This window comes from Nostoc sp. CENA543 (assembly GCF_002896875.1).
Taxonomy (GTDB): Bacteria; Cyanobacteriota; Cyanobacteriia; order Cyanobacteriales; family Nostocaceae; genus Trichormus.
Genome location: NZ_CP023278.1, coordinates 3,011,444 through 3,028,823 on the forward strand (window position 1 = coordinate 3,011,444; position 17,380 = coordinate 3,028,823).

At 41.8% G+C, this 17,380-nt stretch carries 12 protein-coding genes; 6 read left to right on the forward strand and 6 right to left on the reverse strand.

What is annotated here, in order from left to right; translation table 11 throughout:
* Positions 1 to 35 precede the first annotated feature (35 nt).
* From CLI64_RS12425 to CLI64_RS12440, 4 genes are all read right to left on the reverse strand, one after another.
* Positions 36 to 1,157 (reverse strand): ABC transporter permease, encoded by a 1,122-nt coding sequence (locus CLI64_RS12425; RefSeq protein ID WP_103137524.1) that lies wholly within the window; start codon positions 1,155 to 1,157, stop codon positions 36 to 38.
* 96 nt (positions 1,158 to 1,253) lie between these two features.
* Entirely contained in the window at positions 1,254 to 1,913 is a 660-nt protein-coding gene (locus CLI64_RS12430) for a hypothetical protein (protein WP_103137525.1), read from the reverse strand.
* Between the two features lie 159 nt (positions 1,914 to 2,072).
* Positions 2,073 to 3,179: an ABC transporter permease gene (locus tag CLI64_RS12435; RefSeq protein ID WP_103137526.1), complete on the reverse strand. Its 1,107-nt coding sequence runs from the start codon at positions 3,177 to 3,179 to the stop codon at positions 2,073 to 2,075.
* 25 nt (positions 3,180 to 3,204) lie between these two features.
* Positions 3,205 to 5,325 carry an ATP-binding cassette domain-containing protein gene (locus tag CLI64_RS12440; RefSeq protein WP_103137527.1) on the reverse strand — a complete coding sequence of 707 codons (2,121 nt, stop codon included), beginning with the start codon at positions 5,323 to 5,325 and terminating at the stop codon, positions 3,205 to 3,207.
* A gap of 418 nt (positions 5,326 to 5,743) precedes the next feature.
* Here CLI64_RS12440 and CLI64_RS31230 point away from each other — a divergent pair, with 418 nt between their 5' ends.
* Positions 5,744 to 6,817, forward strand: a complete 1,074-nt coding sequence (locus tag CLI64_RS31230) for a transposase (RefSeq protein ID WP_225977365.1) — start codon at positions 5,744 to 5,746, stop codon at positions 6,815 to 6,817.
* A gap of 42 nt (positions 6,818 to 6,859) precedes the next feature.
* Here the strand turns inward: CLI64_RS31230 and CLI64_RS12450 are convergent, their stop codons facing one another.
* Positions 6,860 to 8,233, reverse strand: coding sequence for an HlyD family secretion protein (locus CLI64_RS12450; RefSeq protein WP_103137528.1), 1,374 nt, complete (start codon positions 8,231 to 8,233; stop codon positions 6,860 to 6,862).
* Positions 8,234 to 8,327: 94 nt separating this feature from the next.
* On the opposite strand from CLI64_RS12450, the gene CLI64_RS12455 reads away from it, so the two are divergent.
* The 3 genes from CLI64_RS12455 to CLI64_RS12470 all read left to right on the forward strand — a co-directional run bounded on the left by CLI64_RS12455 (position 8,328) and on the right by CLI64_RS12470 (position 13,593).
* Positions 8,328 to 8,948, forward strand: coding sequence for a TetR/AcrR family transcriptional regulator (locus tag CLI64_RS12455; RefSeq protein ID WP_103137529.1), 621 nt, complete (start codon positions 8,328 to 8,330; stop codon positions 8,946 to 8,948).
* Between the two features lie 154 nt (positions 8,949 to 9,102).
* Entirely contained in the window at positions 9,103 to 10,851 is a 1,749-nt protein-coding gene (locus CLI64_RS12460; protein ID WP_192881711.1) for a serine/threonine-protein kinase, read from the forward strand.
* 309 nt (positions 10,852 to 11,160) lie between these two features.
* Entirely contained in the window at positions 11,161 to 13,593 is a 2,433-nt protein-coding gene (locus CLI64_RS12470) for a GH116 family glycosyl hydrolase (RefSeq protein ID WP_103137531.1), read from the forward strand.
* Between the two features lie 259 nt (positions 13,594 to 13,852).
* Here the strand turns inward: CLI64_RS12470 and hpnI are convergent, their stop codons facing one another.
* Complete coding sequence (gene hpnI / locus CLI64_RS12480) at positions 13,853 to 15,100, reverse strand: bacteriohopanetetrol glucosamine biosynthesis glycosyltransferase HpnI (RefSeq protein ID WP_225977571.1); 1,248 nt, start codon at positions 15,098 to 15,100, stop codon at positions 13,853 to 13,855.
* Between the two features lie 256 nt (positions 15,101 to 15,356).
* Here hpnI and CLI64_RS12485 point away from each other — a divergent pair, with 256 nt between their 5' ends.
* Together CLI64_RS12485 and CLI64_RS12490 are read left to right on the forward strand one after the other, a co-directional pair.
* A complete protein-coding gene (locus CLI64_RS12485) occupies positions 15,357 to 16,991 on the forward strand; it encodes a cyclic peptide export ABC transporter (RefSeq protein ID WP_103140693.1) in 1,635 nt (544 codons plus the stop codon).
* Positions 16,992 to 17,003: 12 nt separating this feature from the next.
* Positions 17,004 to 17,375 carry a DUF2237 family protein gene (locus CLI64_RS12490; protein ID WP_103137534.1) on the forward strand — a complete coding sequence of 124 codons (372 nt, stop codon included), beginning with the start codon at positions 17,004 to 17,006 and terminating at the stop codon, positions 17,373 to 17,375.
* Positions 17,376 to 17,380: the final 5 nt, after the last annotated feature.

Below are 17,380 nucleotides of genomic sequence, written 5' to 3' on the forward strand. Positions count from 1 at the left end.
CCCTTATACCCTCATACCCCTACACCCCTAAACCCCTAACTTAACTGATTGCGAAATTTATTCACACTAATAGTTAATAAAACAACAGCAAAGGCGACTAATGCTAAAACATTCATCCACAGGACATCTAAACCCACACCTTTAAGTAAAATTCCCCGCACGATCGCAATATAATGACGTAGGGGATTGAGTAGAGATAAGACTTGGAAGACAGGAGGCATGGCTTCAATGGGTGCGATCGCGCCAGAAGTCTGTACCATTGGTAAATTAATAAAGAAAGATGTCAGCACTACTTGCTGCTGGGAACTACTGATAGTTGCTAACATAATCCCTAGGCTAATTCCCACAAATACATACATACTTGATAAGGCAAGAAATAATATAAAATTTCCCCGAAATGGCACATGAAATATTACCGTTGCTATAGTGATAGCCAGTAAAACATCCCCCATTAATAAAAATGCTAAGGGAAAAATTTTAGACAATAATATTTCCCAGTTTGCCGCCGGTGTCATTAATAATTGTTCTATTGTTCCTGTATCTTTCTCCCTCACGACTGTAACGGCTGACACTAATGTGCTAATTAATGTCAACACTAAACCCATAACCCCTGGTACAAAAAACCAACTACTAGTTAGTCCAGGATTATAAAGAAACACCACATTAGGTGAGATTGGTGGACTAGTTTTCCCTGGAGTTAAACGCAGATTATATTGCTGAATAATTTGATTCATATAATTGCTGGCAATTCCGGCTGTATTGGCATTGACAGCATCAATAAATACTTGGATTTCTGCTGATTTTGTGGCAAGTTGGCGCGGAAAATCAGGGGGAATAATTACGCCGACATCTAACTTTCCCTCTTCTACTTGACGACTCAACTCTTTTTCACTGCTGGGGACAGATTCTAAAGTAAAAATCTGATTTGATGTCATAGCTGAAACTAACTCACGACTCGCGCTAATGTTAGCGTAATCGATGACACCTAAACGTAAGTTATGTACATCAGGATTGAGAATAAAACCGTAAAGTAATAGTTGGATAGTAGGCGGTACAATTAACAATATCATTAATTGTTTATTGCGTAGAATCTGATTGATCTCTTTGCGTACTAATGCCCAAAATGGACTATCGAATAAGCGTTGAATGAGTTTCATGGTTAGGGATTAGGGACTGGGAATTGGGTTAAATAATGGAGTTTTGTCTACCTAATTTCACATCAGACATATTTTATATTAAGGTGGAACATCACCCTAAATATATAGTGTGATTTCATCATTAGTAACCTCAATTTTTTTAATATTATTGATTACATTAAGTAAATTTTGTCTTTCTTGTTGAGAACTCTTAAAAAAATTGAAAATTTGGAGCAATAACTTAGAGTGAACAAGAGGGTAATTTATAACTTTCCGTTTATTTGGCAACATTTCTTTCTCATGTCGAGCTATCGTTGTATTTTGTTCTGTGATACTATCGTTAACCACAACAAATTTAATAGACTTGGTTTCGTTAATACATCCATGTCGATTAAAAGGCCAAGGAAAAACCACTCTTCTTTCTATAATATTGTTTTGTTTGATTTCATAATATTCTGGTCGCTTCAATGACTGTCTATCAGGTATAGAACCTTTATTACGGAGGCAGTTTAAATCATTAGCTGTGAGATGCAATTCAAAACTTGTATTGTTACAGCCTGCCTCTATGAAAGCATTAACACGACCTTTAACAGATAAATATTCTTCAATTGTAGATATATAAATCGGAAAATTTACTAATTCTGCTGGTAGTTGAGATTTACGTAAAGCCTTATTTAGCTTAATTACAGTTGTTAAATATAAATAAGCTATGTACAAAATAAAAACTATTAATACTCCAAACAACAAAAAAGTAAAATATGAAATGTATTGTAACATTTACTTGTGCCAATGAAAAAATTTGATGTCTCTGAGTGAAAATATTAACTTGTCTCACATTCTAGGTGCAAATAATAAGAGTTTGAGAGAGAGAATATTTGATTTTCATATCTTAATTTAGCAATGACTCTATCTTTCATTGAAGTACAGTATAAAAATTCAACTTGGTAATTGCATTCTGCTTAAAATTCGGCGCGATACATTGAAAAAGAATAATCCTAAGACTGCAAGCATAATTAAATCAAACCACACTCCAGCAAATCCTATACCGCGTACAAAGGCATCGCGAGTCACATCTATGTAATAGCGTGCAGGAATTATATTAGGTGCTAATGATAGGGGGAAAGGAATGTTATTGAGAGGATAAATAAAACCTGACAGTAATAAAGATGTAATAAAACCTATCAGAGAAACACCTTGCACAGCCGCATTTTGGTTACTACTCCTGACTCCTAAAAGTAGCCCAAAAAAAACACTATCCATCAAAAATAACAAAGTTCCGATAATTAAAGTGATGGGATTACCTACAATACCAACCTGAAAAACCAATGAACCTAGTATCATCACTATTAAGGTTTCAGCAATAGCAATTAATAAATAGGCTAGTCCTTTTCCTAGTAACAATTCTGAAGCACTAATACTAGAAGCATAAATTTGCAAAACTGTGCCTTTTTCTTTTTCTCTAACCATTGCGATCGCAGCTAATAAGGAAGGAAAAATCCACAAAATTACACCGTAGACACCTGGCACAATATACAATGATTCTAACCTCCCAGGATTAAACCATAAACGTAATCTAGGCGTAATTGTACTAGTAGTAGGTACAAGTCCATGCTCTTGCATGAAAAAGTTAGTAACTCGTTGAATACTACCTCTAATCACACGCGCGTTATTCACATCTGTCGCATCAATTAAGATTTGCACATTTGTATTTCTACCTGCTTGAATATCTCTGCTAAATTCCGGTGGAATAATCACAGCAGCTTTAGCAATTCCTTTATCTATAGCATCCCGTGTAGGGTTTATGCCAGACCATTCTTTCGGAATAAATTGATTAGTAGCGTACAATCTTTCAATATAGCTTTGACTTAAGTTAGTGCGATTGAAATCTTGAACAACTAAAGGAATATCTTTACTCTCTAATCTGATAGCAAAACCAAAAATAATTAAGGTAAGAAATGGTAATAAAAATGCTAACGCCAACGTCAGGCGATCGCGGCGAAATTGGGCTATCTCTTTCACACATTGGGCAAGGATTCTTTTCATGGGGATTAGGGTTGGGTAAGAATACTCAAATTTGCGATCGCTCTACTATACCGATAAAGGCATCTTCTAGGGAGAAAGGAATGGAACGTAGGGAATTGATGGTGATTTTATGGGATTCTAAAAGTTGTTTTAATTGATTGATTTCGGTTTCAGGATTGTCGAGGACGATGTGTAAACTATCAGCAAATATCGAAACTCGCCAAGATTCAAAATATTGTTTGAGTAACTTAGAAGCCGCTTGATTGTGATTGACTATGATTTCTATTAACTTTCCTGGTTGCGAAGATTTGATAAAACTTGGTGAACCTTCAGCGACAGTTTCCCCTGCAACCATAAAACTCATACGATTACATTGTTCAGCTTCTTCTAAATAATGAGTAGTGACTAAAATCGCTGTACCATTACGAGCAAAATCATTAATTAACTTCCAAAATTGACGACGCGCCAGGGGATCTACTCCTGATGTGGGTTCGTCTAAAAATAAAATATCTGGTTCGTGCATGACAGAAGCCCCAAAGGCGACTCGTTGTTTCCAACCACCTGGTAACTGTCCAGTCAGCATATTTTCCTGTCCTTCTAAGCCACAGGTAGCAATTACCCAATCAATTTTTTCTTGTCGTAGTTTGCGAGGAACACCGTAAACACCGCTATAAAATTCTAAGTTTTGCAGAATAGTTAAATCATCATAGAGAGTGAACTTTTGACTCATGTAACCGATGCGCCGACGTAAGTCTGCACTACGCAGATTTCCAGTTTCGCCACCCAAGGAAACTTTGCCACCGCTTGCAGCTAACAACCCACACAGCATTTTAATCGTAGTGGTTTTACCCGCACCGTTAGCACCCAACAACCCAAAAATTTCCCCATAACGCACCTCAACATTCACATTCTTCACCGCTTGGAACTTACCAAACACTCGACTCAGGTTGTGTGCGTAGATGGCTAGTGCTGAGTGCTGAGTGCTGTTAGCGGAAGCGGGGCGTTTAGCCCGTGCTGAGTTGTGAGTGCTGAGTTGAGAAATAAATTCTCCCTTGTCTACCTTGTCCCCAATCCCCAACTCTTCTTCATTTTGAATTTTGAATTTTGTAGGCTTGCCTTCCCGTAGGGTATTTTGAATTGATTCGTCCCCAATCCCCAATCCCCTCATGCGCGATCGCGGAAATGGGAAAAACTGCGGTGCTGAACCTTGTTGACGTAGGCGGGTAACAAAGACATTTTCTAATGTGGGTTCGCCATGTTCGATATGAGGTGAGGGTAAATTGTGTTGTTGTAGTAATTGACGGACTTCGGTTTCACCAATTTCTAAATCGGGAACGAGGACATCTAAGCGATCGCCAAATATCTGTACATCGACTATATTTGTCTGATTAGCTTGGGAAAGTATAGTTTCTGTGGCTTCTAGATTTGCTGTCCGCACTTCTAAGCGATGCAAGCCTAAGTTAGCCCGTAATTCTGTAGGTGTGCCGATTTCGTGAATTTTTCCACTGTACATCAAGGCGACGCGGTGACAGCGTTCGGCTTCGTCTAGATATGGTGTGGCGACAACAATTGTCATGCCTTCGGCGGATAATTCCGCTAACACATCCCAAAATTCCCTCCGAGAAACTGGATCTACACCGGTGGTAGGTTCATCAAGTAACAACACTTCTGGTTGTGATACCAAAGCACAACACAAAGCTAGTTTTTGTTTCATCCCACCGGAAAGTTGTCCCGCCAAGCGATCGCCAAATCGCTCTAAACTCATTAATGTTAAATATTTATCGCGTCTTGTTTGTAACAAGTCGTCTGGAACTTGTCGCAACCCAGCTGCATAACGCAAGTTTTCATCAATACTTAAATCTAAATACAGTGAAAACTGTTGTGTGAGATAGCCTGTCATTAACCTCGCATCTCGTGCAGGTTGGTTAAATATCTGCACTTCTCCGGCGGTGGCTTCCATGATTCCGCCCAAAATGTGAAAGGTGCTGGTTTTTCCTGCACCATCAGGGCCGATTAGTCCAAACATTTCGCCTTTTTGGACTGTGAAATCAATACCTCTCACAGCCGCTAGTTTGCCATAGTGTTTGTGTAAGCCACGCACTTTGATGGCGGGAGGTGTGGAGGATGGGGGTGTGTTTTTTGGGGCGGTTGTGAGTGGTTGTTGCATATTTGAGAATTAGGATTTTTTTTCTCACGCATACTGCTTCGCAGAACCCGAAGGGTAGGCGCAAAGGCGCAAAGATGCAAAGATGAAGAGAGAGATTAAAGAGAAAAAGGGAGCATTTTGATCAAGTTGTATTATCCCCCTGCTCCCTGCCCCCTGCCTCTTTCAAGGGTAGGGGTTTAAGAAAGTGGCAGTTTAGCCAGTAAAATAAACTACGGTTATCAGCTCGCAAAAATCCGCAAGTCAGATAAGGCGAAGAATTGGGGGTGTGGGGAGAATGCTTTTAGGAAAAAGTGAAGAATTAAGGCAATGGACTAGAAAAGTCATAGAAAAGATGCCCCATCTATCCAAGTCGCAAGCAGTGATACTAGCAATGTGGAGTTTTGGGATAGTGATGACCCAATCGTGTGGACTGACAACAGTGTCAGTATTTTTAGCAGAGCTATTGGGGAAAAAAGAAAATACAGTACGTCAGCAACTTAGAGAATGGTTAAGAGACGGGGAAGATAAAACAAAAGCAAAAACAGGACGGGCAACACTAGATGTAACATTGTGTTTTAGACCATTGTTGTTATGGATTCTGAGCTTGTGGCCAGAATCGGAAAAACGTCTAGCATTAGCTGCGGATGCCACAACATTGAGTGATAGATTTACAGTGTTAGCGATTAGTGTTGTTTATCGAGGTTGCGGAATCCCGATTGCTTGGAAAATAGTGGAGGCAACTAAACCAGGAAGTTGGAAACCACACTGGCAAAAACTCTTTAACGACATCAGTGAGACTATACCAGCTGATTGGTTTGTCATAGTGACAACAGACCGTGGACTTTATGCTGACTGGCTATATCAACAAATTCAATCCCTCGGTTGGCATCCATTTATGCGAATTAACCAAATTGGACAGTTCAAACCACAAGGAATGGAATCTTGGCAACCCATAAATACTCTTGTCACAGAAGTTGGTCAGTCGTTCTCTGGTTTAGTTACTTGTTTCAAAACTAACTCTGTCAAATGTACTTTGTTAGCTCGTCATGACGAGGGTTATGCTGACCCTTGGTTAATTCTCACCGATTTACCACCGGAAATTGCGGATGCTTGCTGGTATACCATGCGCTGTTGGATTGAGTGTCTGTTTAAAGATGGTAAACGCGGCGGTTTTTGTTGGCATCGTACCAAGATTACTCACCCCAAACGCGCCGAGAGACATTGGTTAGCGATGGCTGTTGCTACTCTGTGGCAAGTTAGCGTTGGTGGAGAAGTTGATGCCAATCTACCCATTAGTAGTCTAGATGAGCTCCCACCCACTCATGTTGCTCGACGCAATTTCAAACATAGTGTTGTCCATCGTTGCTTGAGTTGTTTTCGCCGTGGATTTTTAGTCATTAAGGCTGCTGTTCTCAATCGAGAGCCATTACCTATCGGTAGCTTTTTCCCTCAGCCTTGGCCTAACTTGACTCCACAACTTCATGTCTTGAAAATCACTCTCTCTACTGCCTGATTTTTAAACCCCTACCCTTGAAAGGCCCCCTGCCTCCCTGCCTCAACTTTCCGTCGCCTGCAAATCAATCTCAGCATCTGCCGGCATTCCCATCTTGGCGCAGGGTGAATTTGAATCTGTGTAGGGATTTTCGGGGTTGAAGCAGCCGTCAGGATTTTCTACTGCCACGCGAACTCCTACTACTTGTCTGACTCTATCTTTTTGAAAGTAAATGTTTTCTGGTGTAAATGATGCTTGAGGATCAATGGCGATGACTTTACCTGTGAGGGGTTTGTCTGGTGCGGAATCAATGAAGATTTTCGCTGTTTGTCCCAGGCGGACTTTGCCAATATCACCTTCGGGAATAAATCCGCGAAAATAGACTGTTTTGGGGTCAACAATCGTCAAAATATTTGTCTGACTAGAAACTACTGCCCCTGGTTCAACACTACGGGCTGTAACTACACCATCTAAGGGACTGACGACATTTAAATCTTTTTTGGAGTCTGCAATCTGAGTGAGGATTTGCTGTTTGGATGCTTGGGCATCTCTGACTTTGGCTTGGGCTGATTTGACTTTGGCTTGGGCTGATTTGAGTTGGGCGTAACTTTGTTGTTGTCTTCTAACTAATGCAACCAACTGGCTGTTACGAATGTCAGGATTTAAATTTGTGGTGTTGGCTTGCTTTAACGCCCCTAATGCTGCACTTAATTGTTGACGTTCGGCGTTAACTGCGGCTTGTCTAGCTTCGAGGGTGGCTATGGCTGTGTCTAGAGTGGTTTGTGCTTGGTCGAATTGTTGTTGATTGATTGCCCCTTCTTTGACTAATTGGGCATAGCGATCGCGATTAATTTTTGCTAAATTAACTTCGGCGGCGGCTTGCTTAACTTGCGCTTGTGCTTGCACTAATGTGGCTTGGGCAGCTGCAACATTAGATTGTGCTTGCTCAATTTTGCCTGTACTATCCCCTTGGGATTGTCGCCAATTGAGTTTTGCTTCGTTAATTTGACTGTTAATTTCTTGAATTTCTCTGGCAACTCGCTCAACATCGGCAACAGCCTGTTGTTCATCATACTCAGCCGATGTTACTCTTGCTTCTGCCCCGCGCAGTTGTTCTTGCAGTAATTGGTCTTCTGTGTCATCTAATTTAATTAATTCCTGTCCCTGCTTAACTGCTGCCCCTTCCCGTACAGTAATTGACTCAATTCTACCTGCACGCTTCACCCCAATTTCAGTTTCGTAACCTTCAATGCGACCACTAACTTTGAGTGCATTGGCTAAACCTTGGGGTTGACTACGCCATACAGCATAGCCAATACCACCTACTAAAAGTAATCCGCCAATCAATAAAGGTATTGGTGGTTTGCGGTGCTGCGGTTTCTGGGGTAAAGCAGCATCAGTGAGATTTTCCGGTGGGTTTGGGGCAGTCTGCGTCATATTTGCACCCTAGATGATCACAAAATATTTTGGTCATCATACTAGACTGTCCAGTATGATATAGCAAGATATTCAGCAAAAAAGTTTACTCTTCATGCCACAAACCTCCACCTTCCCCATAGAAAATGCCTTACCTGCCATTACTCCCAAACAAGAACAAATATTACAAGGAGCTATCCGAGTATTTTTGCAGGAGGGTTACGCTAAAACCAGTATGGATAGGGTTAGTGCGGCGGCTGGAGTCTCAAAACAAACAATATACAGTAACTTTCGAGACAAAGAAGGACTGTTTAAAGCCTTAATGGAAAGGCTAACACTTGCGTGTTTTCAGAGCCTATTTACTGGTACACAACTACATGGTGAACCAGTAATATTACTACGTCAAGTAGGCGAGATATATTTAACTAAAGTAGCCGACAATCCAGATTATTTGGCATTGTTGCGCGTCATGATTACCGAATCACAAAACTTTCCCGAACTAGCCAAACTTTATACCCAAAACGTTGTACAGCGCGGAAGACAAATCCTCAGCCAATATTTCGCCGCCCATCCAGAACTAGGAATTACCGATCCAGAAGCAATGGCGCAAATTTTTTTCGGTTCACTAGTATCCTATGTGATTGTCCAAGAGATGCTGCATGGCAAAGAACTGATGTCTTTATCACGCGATCGCCTGTTAGACACCTTGATAAACGTTATTATGAGCCAAAAGTAGGGGTGTAAGGGTGTAGGGGTGTAGGGGTGTAGGGGTTAATAACCTTCTTTTCCCCTAATACCCAATGCCCCATGCCCCATACCCAATACCCAATGCCCTGCCGTTTATCTCCAATAAACGTTAAAATCGAGTCAGTTTTTGTAATGTAGCGGTTGTGTCCCACATCGGTAAGACTGCGGTTCACTGCATAAATCCTGATTGTCAACGTCCCTATCCTCAACCTTGGGGTAGTAAATTTTGTACCAGTTGTGGCGAGGTGCTACATCTGTTAGATCGTTATATACCGATCGCAGCTTTGGGTTCTGGGGGATTTGCTCAGATTTATACAGTCTGGGATGAAGTGACACAGACCGAAAAAGTGCTGAAAGTGTTGGTAGAAGAATCACCAAAGGCACTGGAATTATTTACGCAAGAGGCGGAAGTTTTGGTGAGTTTACGCCATCCTGGTGTACCCAAAGTTGAAGCTGATGGTAATTTTCAAATTAATTTGTCTAATCCTAAACCGCGCCAGTTAGCTTGTCTGGTGATGGAAAAAATTAACGGGCCGACTTTAGCAGAGATTTTAGATAATTATCCCCAAGGTTGCCCAGAACAAGTGGTGATCAACTGGTTAATTCAAGCACTCAAAATTTTACAGGAATTGCATAAACGCCAAATCATTCACCGCGATATCAAACCTTCAAATTTAATGTTGCGGACTCCCGTATCGACAGCACTACCCAATCAAGGGGGAATCGGTTGGGAACAATTAGTGTTGATTGATTTTGGTGGAGCTAAACACGTTAAGATGGCAAGACTGCGACAAGAATCTAGTTCCACTAGATTATTTTCGTCAGGTTACAGTCCACCAGAACAAATCACTGGGGGAAATGTGGGGCCGGAGGCTGATTTTTACGCCTTGGGACGCACGATGATTGAATTGCTGACAGGGACATATCCCCCAGATTTGGAAGATCCGCAAACAGGGACTTTGCAATGGCGGAATCGAGTCAATGTTAATTCCCAGTTAGCAGATTTACTGGATGAAATGGTGAATGAGAATGTGCGATCGCGTCCTGCTAGTGCTGCTATTATTCTCAAAAGATTAACCAAAATTACTCAACCCAGTTCATCTTCACTATCAACTGATTGGCAGAAATTCCTAACTCAAGTAGCTCATCAATGGCAAGTTTTATTACAAGGATTTGAGCAAGCTTTTGGTAACTTTGGTAAAACCATTCGCAAACTAATTTTGTGGATATTTAAAACCATCTACCAAATTTTTACAGCTTGTCTATCAACAATTTGGGCAATGCTACTTGCTGGTTTGGGTGCTGGGGTGGGGACAATTTTCGGTTTTATTTTGGCTTATCATACCAGTTTAGGCGTTAACATAGCCGAATTTATCTCTACACAACTACCTGAATTAACTCAAAACTCCCAGTCTCTTGCGGGTGCAGAAATGCTGCTGTTTGCTACCGCCGGTTTAGGTACAGCTTTTGGCATCACCGTATCTGGGTGTTTTGCTCAAAGACGGCGGTTGTTTGTTACATCCTCAATGGGTATAATTAGCTATGCTTTTAGTTGGTTATTGTGGCGAGTAATTAGTGCAAACGGCGATCGCGGTGAAGGTTTAGTTGCAGCTGTAGCAATTGGCGTTTTTTTGTTAGCACTCAGCATCGGATTTCGCAGCCATCACATAGTTTATGCCGTCATCGGCGGCTTTGGTGCAGCAATGGGTTTTGCCACACTGCTACTTTTAGAATTCCCCACCACAGCATTGCAATTTTCCAACTCTCCCACACTCTCAGAACTGTCCCTACCCATAGCATTGTTCAGTTCTGTAGGTATGTTTATGAGTTTTTGGTTCAGTGTTAGTTACTACCTAATTGTCCCAGGATTAAAGTTTTTGGGCTGGCGTTAGGCTGGGGATTGGGCATTGGGCATTGGGCATTGGGCATTGGGCATTGGGCATTGGGCATTGGGCATTGGGCATTGGGCATTGGGCATTGGGCATTGGGCATTGGGTATGGGGAACAAGGTAGACAAGGTAGACAAGGTAGAATTTATCTGTCAACTCATTACTTATTACTCATTACTTATTACTCATTACTTATTACTCATTACTCATTACTCATTACTTATTACTCAGCACTTTACATATTTCCTCTTGAGAAAATTGACACATCAGGTTAAGCTTCCTTAGCGTAACTGCAAACTGTGGCAATAGGTAATGACAAATCCAACCTCCCCGCAAATTCCCGCTTGCACTTGGCATCGTTCTATTGGTTTAGGCTGGGACAAACCTTATACTGTTCGCTACGCAAGTAATATTGATGATGGGCCTTGGCATGGGATGCCTTTAGGTGGCTTTGGTGCTGGTTGCATCGGACGTTCTTCGCGGGGAGATTTTAATCTATGGCACATTGACGGCGGTGAACACGTTTTTCAAAACTTCCCGGCTTGTCAATTTAGTGTATTTGAATCTGACGGCACATCTTCCCAAGCTTATGCTTTGGCAACAACAGCACCAACAGATGGGACTCTGCAAACATGGCAATGGTACCCAGCTAATCAAGCAGGGGAGCAGGGGAGCAGGGGAGCAGGGGAGATATCCCACACAGGTACATATCACGCACTGTATCCCCGTAGCTGGTTTGTGTATGAAAATGTTTTGCAAACACAGCTAACCTGTGAGCAGTTTTCCCCTGTCTGGGCGCATAATTACAAAGAAACTAGTTATCCGGTGGCGGTGTTTGTGTGGCAAGCACATAATGCCACTAATGCACCCATCACTCTTAGTATTATGCTGACTTGGCAGAATATGACTGGTTGGTTTACCAATGCCCTCAAATCTCCAGAGGTGAAGGTGCGAGATGATGGAAGTCCGGTTTATGAGTATCAGCCGCGTTTGGGTGAGAGTCGGGGTAATTATAATTATTTAGTGGAAAGTCCCCAAGCTTTGGGGTGTTTTTTAGGAAGGGAGGGGACGACAGAACCTCTACAGGAAGGTGAAGGGAGTTGGTGTATTGCCACTCAAAAACATCCGCAAGTGGAAGTGTTTTATCATAGCCGTTGGCATCCTGTTGGTGATGGGGATGAAATTTGGCAAAGCTTTAGTCAGGATGGTTCATTACCTGATGTGATAGATATTACCCCAGCCGCAGACAATGAACAAATCGGGGCAGCGATCGCAGTTCGTTTGACTCTGCAACCAGGGGAAAGTCTAGAAATTCCCTTTGTTCTGGCTTGGGATTTCCCCGTCACTGAATTTGCGGCGGGGGTGAATTATCACCGCAGATATACAGACTTTTTTGGTACTAATGGTAACAATGCTTGGGCGATCGCTACTACTGCTTTAACTCATTATCAAACTTGGCAAGAGCAAATTCAAGCTTGGCAGCAACCAATTTTAGACCGGGAAGATTTGCCCAATTGGTTTAAAATGGCTCTATTTAATGAACTATACGACCTTACCAGTGGTGGAACTCTCTGGAGTGCAGCGACAAAACACGATCCCATCGGTCAATTTGCTGTATTAGAGTGTTTAGATTACCGATGGTATGAAAGTTTAGATGTGAGATTATACGGTTCTTTTGGGTTGTTGTTACTATTCCCAGAACTGGAAAAGGCGGTAATGCGTGCATTTGCCAGGGCAATTCCCCAAGGTGATGATACACCCCGTGTTATTGGCTATTACTATACTATCGGTGCAGAAAGTCCTATTGCTGTGCGAAAAGCCATTGGTGCCACACCCCACGATTTAGGCGCGCCGAATGAACACGTTTGGGAGAAAACTAACTACACCAGTTATCAAGACTGTAATTTGTGGAAGGATTTAGGCTGTGATTTTGTCTTGCAGGTTTACCGTGATTATCTATTTACGGGTGCCAATGATGTAGAGTTTCTCCAAGATTGCTGGGATGCAGTTGTTCAGACTCTAGATTACGTCAAAGCCTTTGATTTAGATGGGGATGGCATTCCCGAAAACTCCGGCGCACCGGATCAAACCTTTGATGATTGGCGACTGCAAGGCGTGAGTGCCTATTGTGGCGGTTTATGGATGGCAGCCCTAGAAGCAGCGATCGCCATTAGCGATATTTTAATCTTAAATCAGCCCGACGCAGAAAAATTACTCCAGCAAAAATCTCTTTACCAGACTTGGCTAACCCAATCCTTACCCATCTATCAACAGAAACTCTGGAACGGCAAATATTATCGCCTAGATAGCGAAAGCGGTTCCGATGTGGTGATGGCAGATCAATTGTGTGGACAATTTTACGCCTACTTACTAGATTTACCAGAAATTGTGCCGAGCGATCGCGCCATTTCCGCCTTAAGAACTGTGTATGATGCCTGCTTCCTCAAATTCTACAACGGTCAATTTGGTGCAGCTAATGGTGTACTTCCCGACGGTTCACCAGAAAACCCCAACGCCACCCACCCCCTAGAAGTATGGACAGGAATTAACTTTGGACTAGCCGCCTTCTTAGCCCAGATGGGAATGAAAGATGAAGCCTTACGATTAACCCAAGCCGTAGTGGAGCAAATTTATAGTAATGGCTTACAATTTCGCACACCAGAAGCCATTACCCCAGTCGGAACCTTCCGCGCCAGTACCTACTTACGCGCAATGGCTATTTGGGGGGTTTATTTAGTGTTGTGAGTTGGGCATGGGGCATGGGGCATAGGGCATAGGGCATGGGGCATAGGGCATAGGGATTGGGATATTTGATTTTGGGAGTTGCGTAAATGCGTGATGAACTGAGACTTTTGTGCAAAGCAGAAAATTAATTCTTTGCACCTTTGCGCCTTTGCGTGAGACAAAAATCATCCCATTAATAAGCAACGCCTGATTTTGAATTGCGAATTGCGAATTGCGTTAGCGAAGCGGGGCGTTAGCCCATTGCGAATTGCGAATTGTTTCAAATTACTTCCAATTTTCCCCCAGGAATTAACTTAAGTCTGCGTCCTCGCCATTCGATGGTGTTACCTACCAGTCCGTAGCACCAGAGGAGAAAACTTACTAAGTCACGGATGGGGACTAACCATAAAAACTTGGTGGTAATGGGATCTTGGAGACACCAAACAGCCATTACCCAGGCAAGAATTAATCTCGTTCCCCAGGTTAATAACAGGACTAACAAACCCCATATTGATCCGCCCGTTGCTAACAAAAACAACAAACTAACGGCTGTACCTTGAGTAAATATCAGTCCTAAATATCCCCCAGGACGAGAAAACCTCGTGCAGAAATTCCAGCGTGTCTGACGTTGAATTAAATCAGTCAGGCTTTCTGTAGCGATCGCATGATTGATAATATATTCACTCAACACGACTTGATAACCGATTTGGGTGGGTAAATATCCCAGTTGAAAATCATCCGCTAAATAATCAGCGATGGCGGTAAATCCCCCAATGGCTTCTAAAACCGTCTTGCGAATAGCAATAGTGGGGCCAAGAGCAAATTTCATCCCCTCTAGCTTTCGCGCCACCAATACCCCTGTATGATATTCTGTGGCAATGCCTACAGCTTCTAAAATTGCCACCCATCCCCTGACTACAGGCCGATATAAACAAGTAACTACACCCACAGATTCCTGTTGCATGGGTTGAATGACTTGTTGTAAATAGTCTGAACCAACGCTGATATCGCTATCAGCCAGGACGAGAAAAGGGTGTTTTGCTTGGGTAACAGCATTAGCTAAATTACAGACTTTGAGATTTGTGCCGATTGTGCGATCGCTAATCACTAGACTAATATCAACATTGGGGAAGTCTGCAATAATTTGCTTGACAACAGCCACACATGGATCATTGCCATCACGCACACAGAAAATAATTTCATATTCTGGATAATCTTGTAGGCAAAAAGATTTAAAGTTTTCATAAGTATCAATATCCAGTCCACAAATTGGTTTTAAAACACTAATCGGTGGCTGGAAATCTGATGCTGTTGTCGTTGGCTGTGAGCAAAAATCTATGACTGCATAAACACCATAGCAATAATAGCAAATAGCTGATAAGCACAAAATCAGCAGCAAATAGTAGCATCCAAAATTAATAAATGCACTATAATTTGCCAAATTTTTTAGCGATTCTGTAAGGAAATCAGGTAGTAAAGAAATTAAGTCCATATTTATCGATATATTACAAAAGGAAGAATTAGTCATTAGTCATTAGTCATTAGTCATCAGTTTTTCTTCCCCTATTTCCCCTTGTTACTTCTACGGTGTACACACAAGTCTTATAACCTTGTCTCACATCGTTGTGATCCCCCCTAACCCCCCTTGAAAAAAGGAGGGAACAAGAATCAAAATCCCCCTTAAAAAGGGGGATTTAGGGGGATCAAGCCATATTCTGCACCTAGCAAAAAGTGTGTACATCGTAGCTTGTCCCCAATCCCCAGTCCCCAGTCCCCAATCCCTTATGAATCTAATTGCCTTTTTAATACGTTCCTCATGGCAGATGGTGACGATTGCAATTATCACCGGATTTTTGAGTGGCGGTAGCAGTGCGGGACTAATTGCCCTGATCAGCACGGCTGCAAGTCGCACTCAGTCTACACCTGTCACCTTAATTGCTTGGGGATTTGCTGGGTTAGCGATAGTAGCACTCGTTACCAGTATTATGTCCCAAATGGTGTTGATTCGTTTGGCGCAAAATGCAGTTTTACAGTTAAGAATGCGTTTGAGTCGTCAGATTTTAGCATCGGAGTTAAGCCATTTAGAACAGTTAGGCAATTCTCGACTGTTAGCATCGTTGATTGAAGATATTCAAGCTGTTGCCAATGCAGTTTATCAGATGCCGACGTTATTTATTAATTTGGCGATTGTTTTTGGTTGTGTAGTGTATATCACTTGGCTATCTTGGATAGTTTTGCTGATGGTTGTGAGTTTAGCAGTAGTGGCGATCGCTAGTTGTCAATGGCTCTTAAATCGCGGTGAAAAAATGCTAGCTTTGGCGCGGGAAGATGAGGATAAAATATTTCAGCATCTAGGAACTCTAACCGCAGGAATTAAAGAATTAAAACTACACCATCAACGAAGACAAGTATTTTTAGAAGATAAATTACAGTCAACATCTGCTAATTTCCGTCATCATAATGTCACGGGATTAAGTTTTTTTGCTGTAACTTCTAGTTGGGGTCAACTTATCTTTTTCTTTGCATTAGGATTTGTTTTATTTACACTGCCAAATTTATTAACAGTCAATCAGCAAACCCTCTCCGGCTATATTTTAACCTTCACTTATTTAGTCGTGCCGATGGACAATATTATTGGCAAACTCCCCTTACTCAGCAAAGCCAGTATTGCATTACAAAAAATTGAATCTCTAGGTTTATCTTTAGCTAGCCGTACTGAAAAAGTCAATACTCAACCACCAGCAGTTAATTCCCATTGGCACAGCTTAAAATTTCGCGAAGTTACTCACACCTATTACACAGATAAAGAAGATAGTAGTTTCATCCTTGGCCCCATTGACTTGACTATTTATCCCCAAGAAATAGTTTTCATTGTTGGTGGTAATGGTAGCGGTAAATCTACCTTAGCTAAATTAATTACAGGTTTGTATATTCCTGAAAATGGCAAAGTCTTATTAGATGGTGAACTGATTAATGAACAAAACCGCGAATGGTATCGTCAATATTTTTCTGTAGTATTTGCTGACTTTTATTTATTTGAAGAACTCTTGGGGTTAGACAATCCTTATTTAGATAAACAAGCGCAAAACTATCTCCGGCAACTGCAATTAGACCACAAAGTTACAATTACTAACGGTCAACTTTCCACCACAGCCCTTTCTCAAGGACAGCGTAAACGTTTAGCTTTATTGACAGCTTATTTAGAAGATAGACCGATTTATTTATTTGATGAATGGGCAGCAGATCAAGACCCAGTATTTAAAGATATCTTTTACACTCAACTATTACCAGAATTAAAAAGTAGAGGCAAAACAGTGTTAGTCATTAGCCACGACGATCGCTATTTTGACTTAGCAGACCGCATAATTAAATTAGAATACGGCAAAATTGCCTATAGTAAGCAAACTAGCACTCGTTAGGGAATAGTAAAGATGCCAGAAGCTAAAAATGTCCTTGGTACAGATTTAGAAGTTTGCTGTACCTCTCCCATGACTGGGTTTTATCGCGATGGTTTTTGTTCCACAGGTGCTTATGATACCGGAATGCACGTTGTTTGCGCCCAAGTCACAGCCGAATTTTTAACGTTTACCAAATCACACGGTAACGACCTCAGCACACCATACCCTGAGTATAACTTTCCTGGATTAAAACCTGGCGATCGCTGGTGTTTATGTGCATCCCGTTGGCAAGAAGCCCTAGAAGCCGGCGTTGCTCCCCCTGTGGTGCTGACAGCAACTCACGCTAGGGCTTTAGAGGTTTGTAATTTAGCAGATTTAAAAGCCCACGCTTTAGTTTCTAACTAAGACAA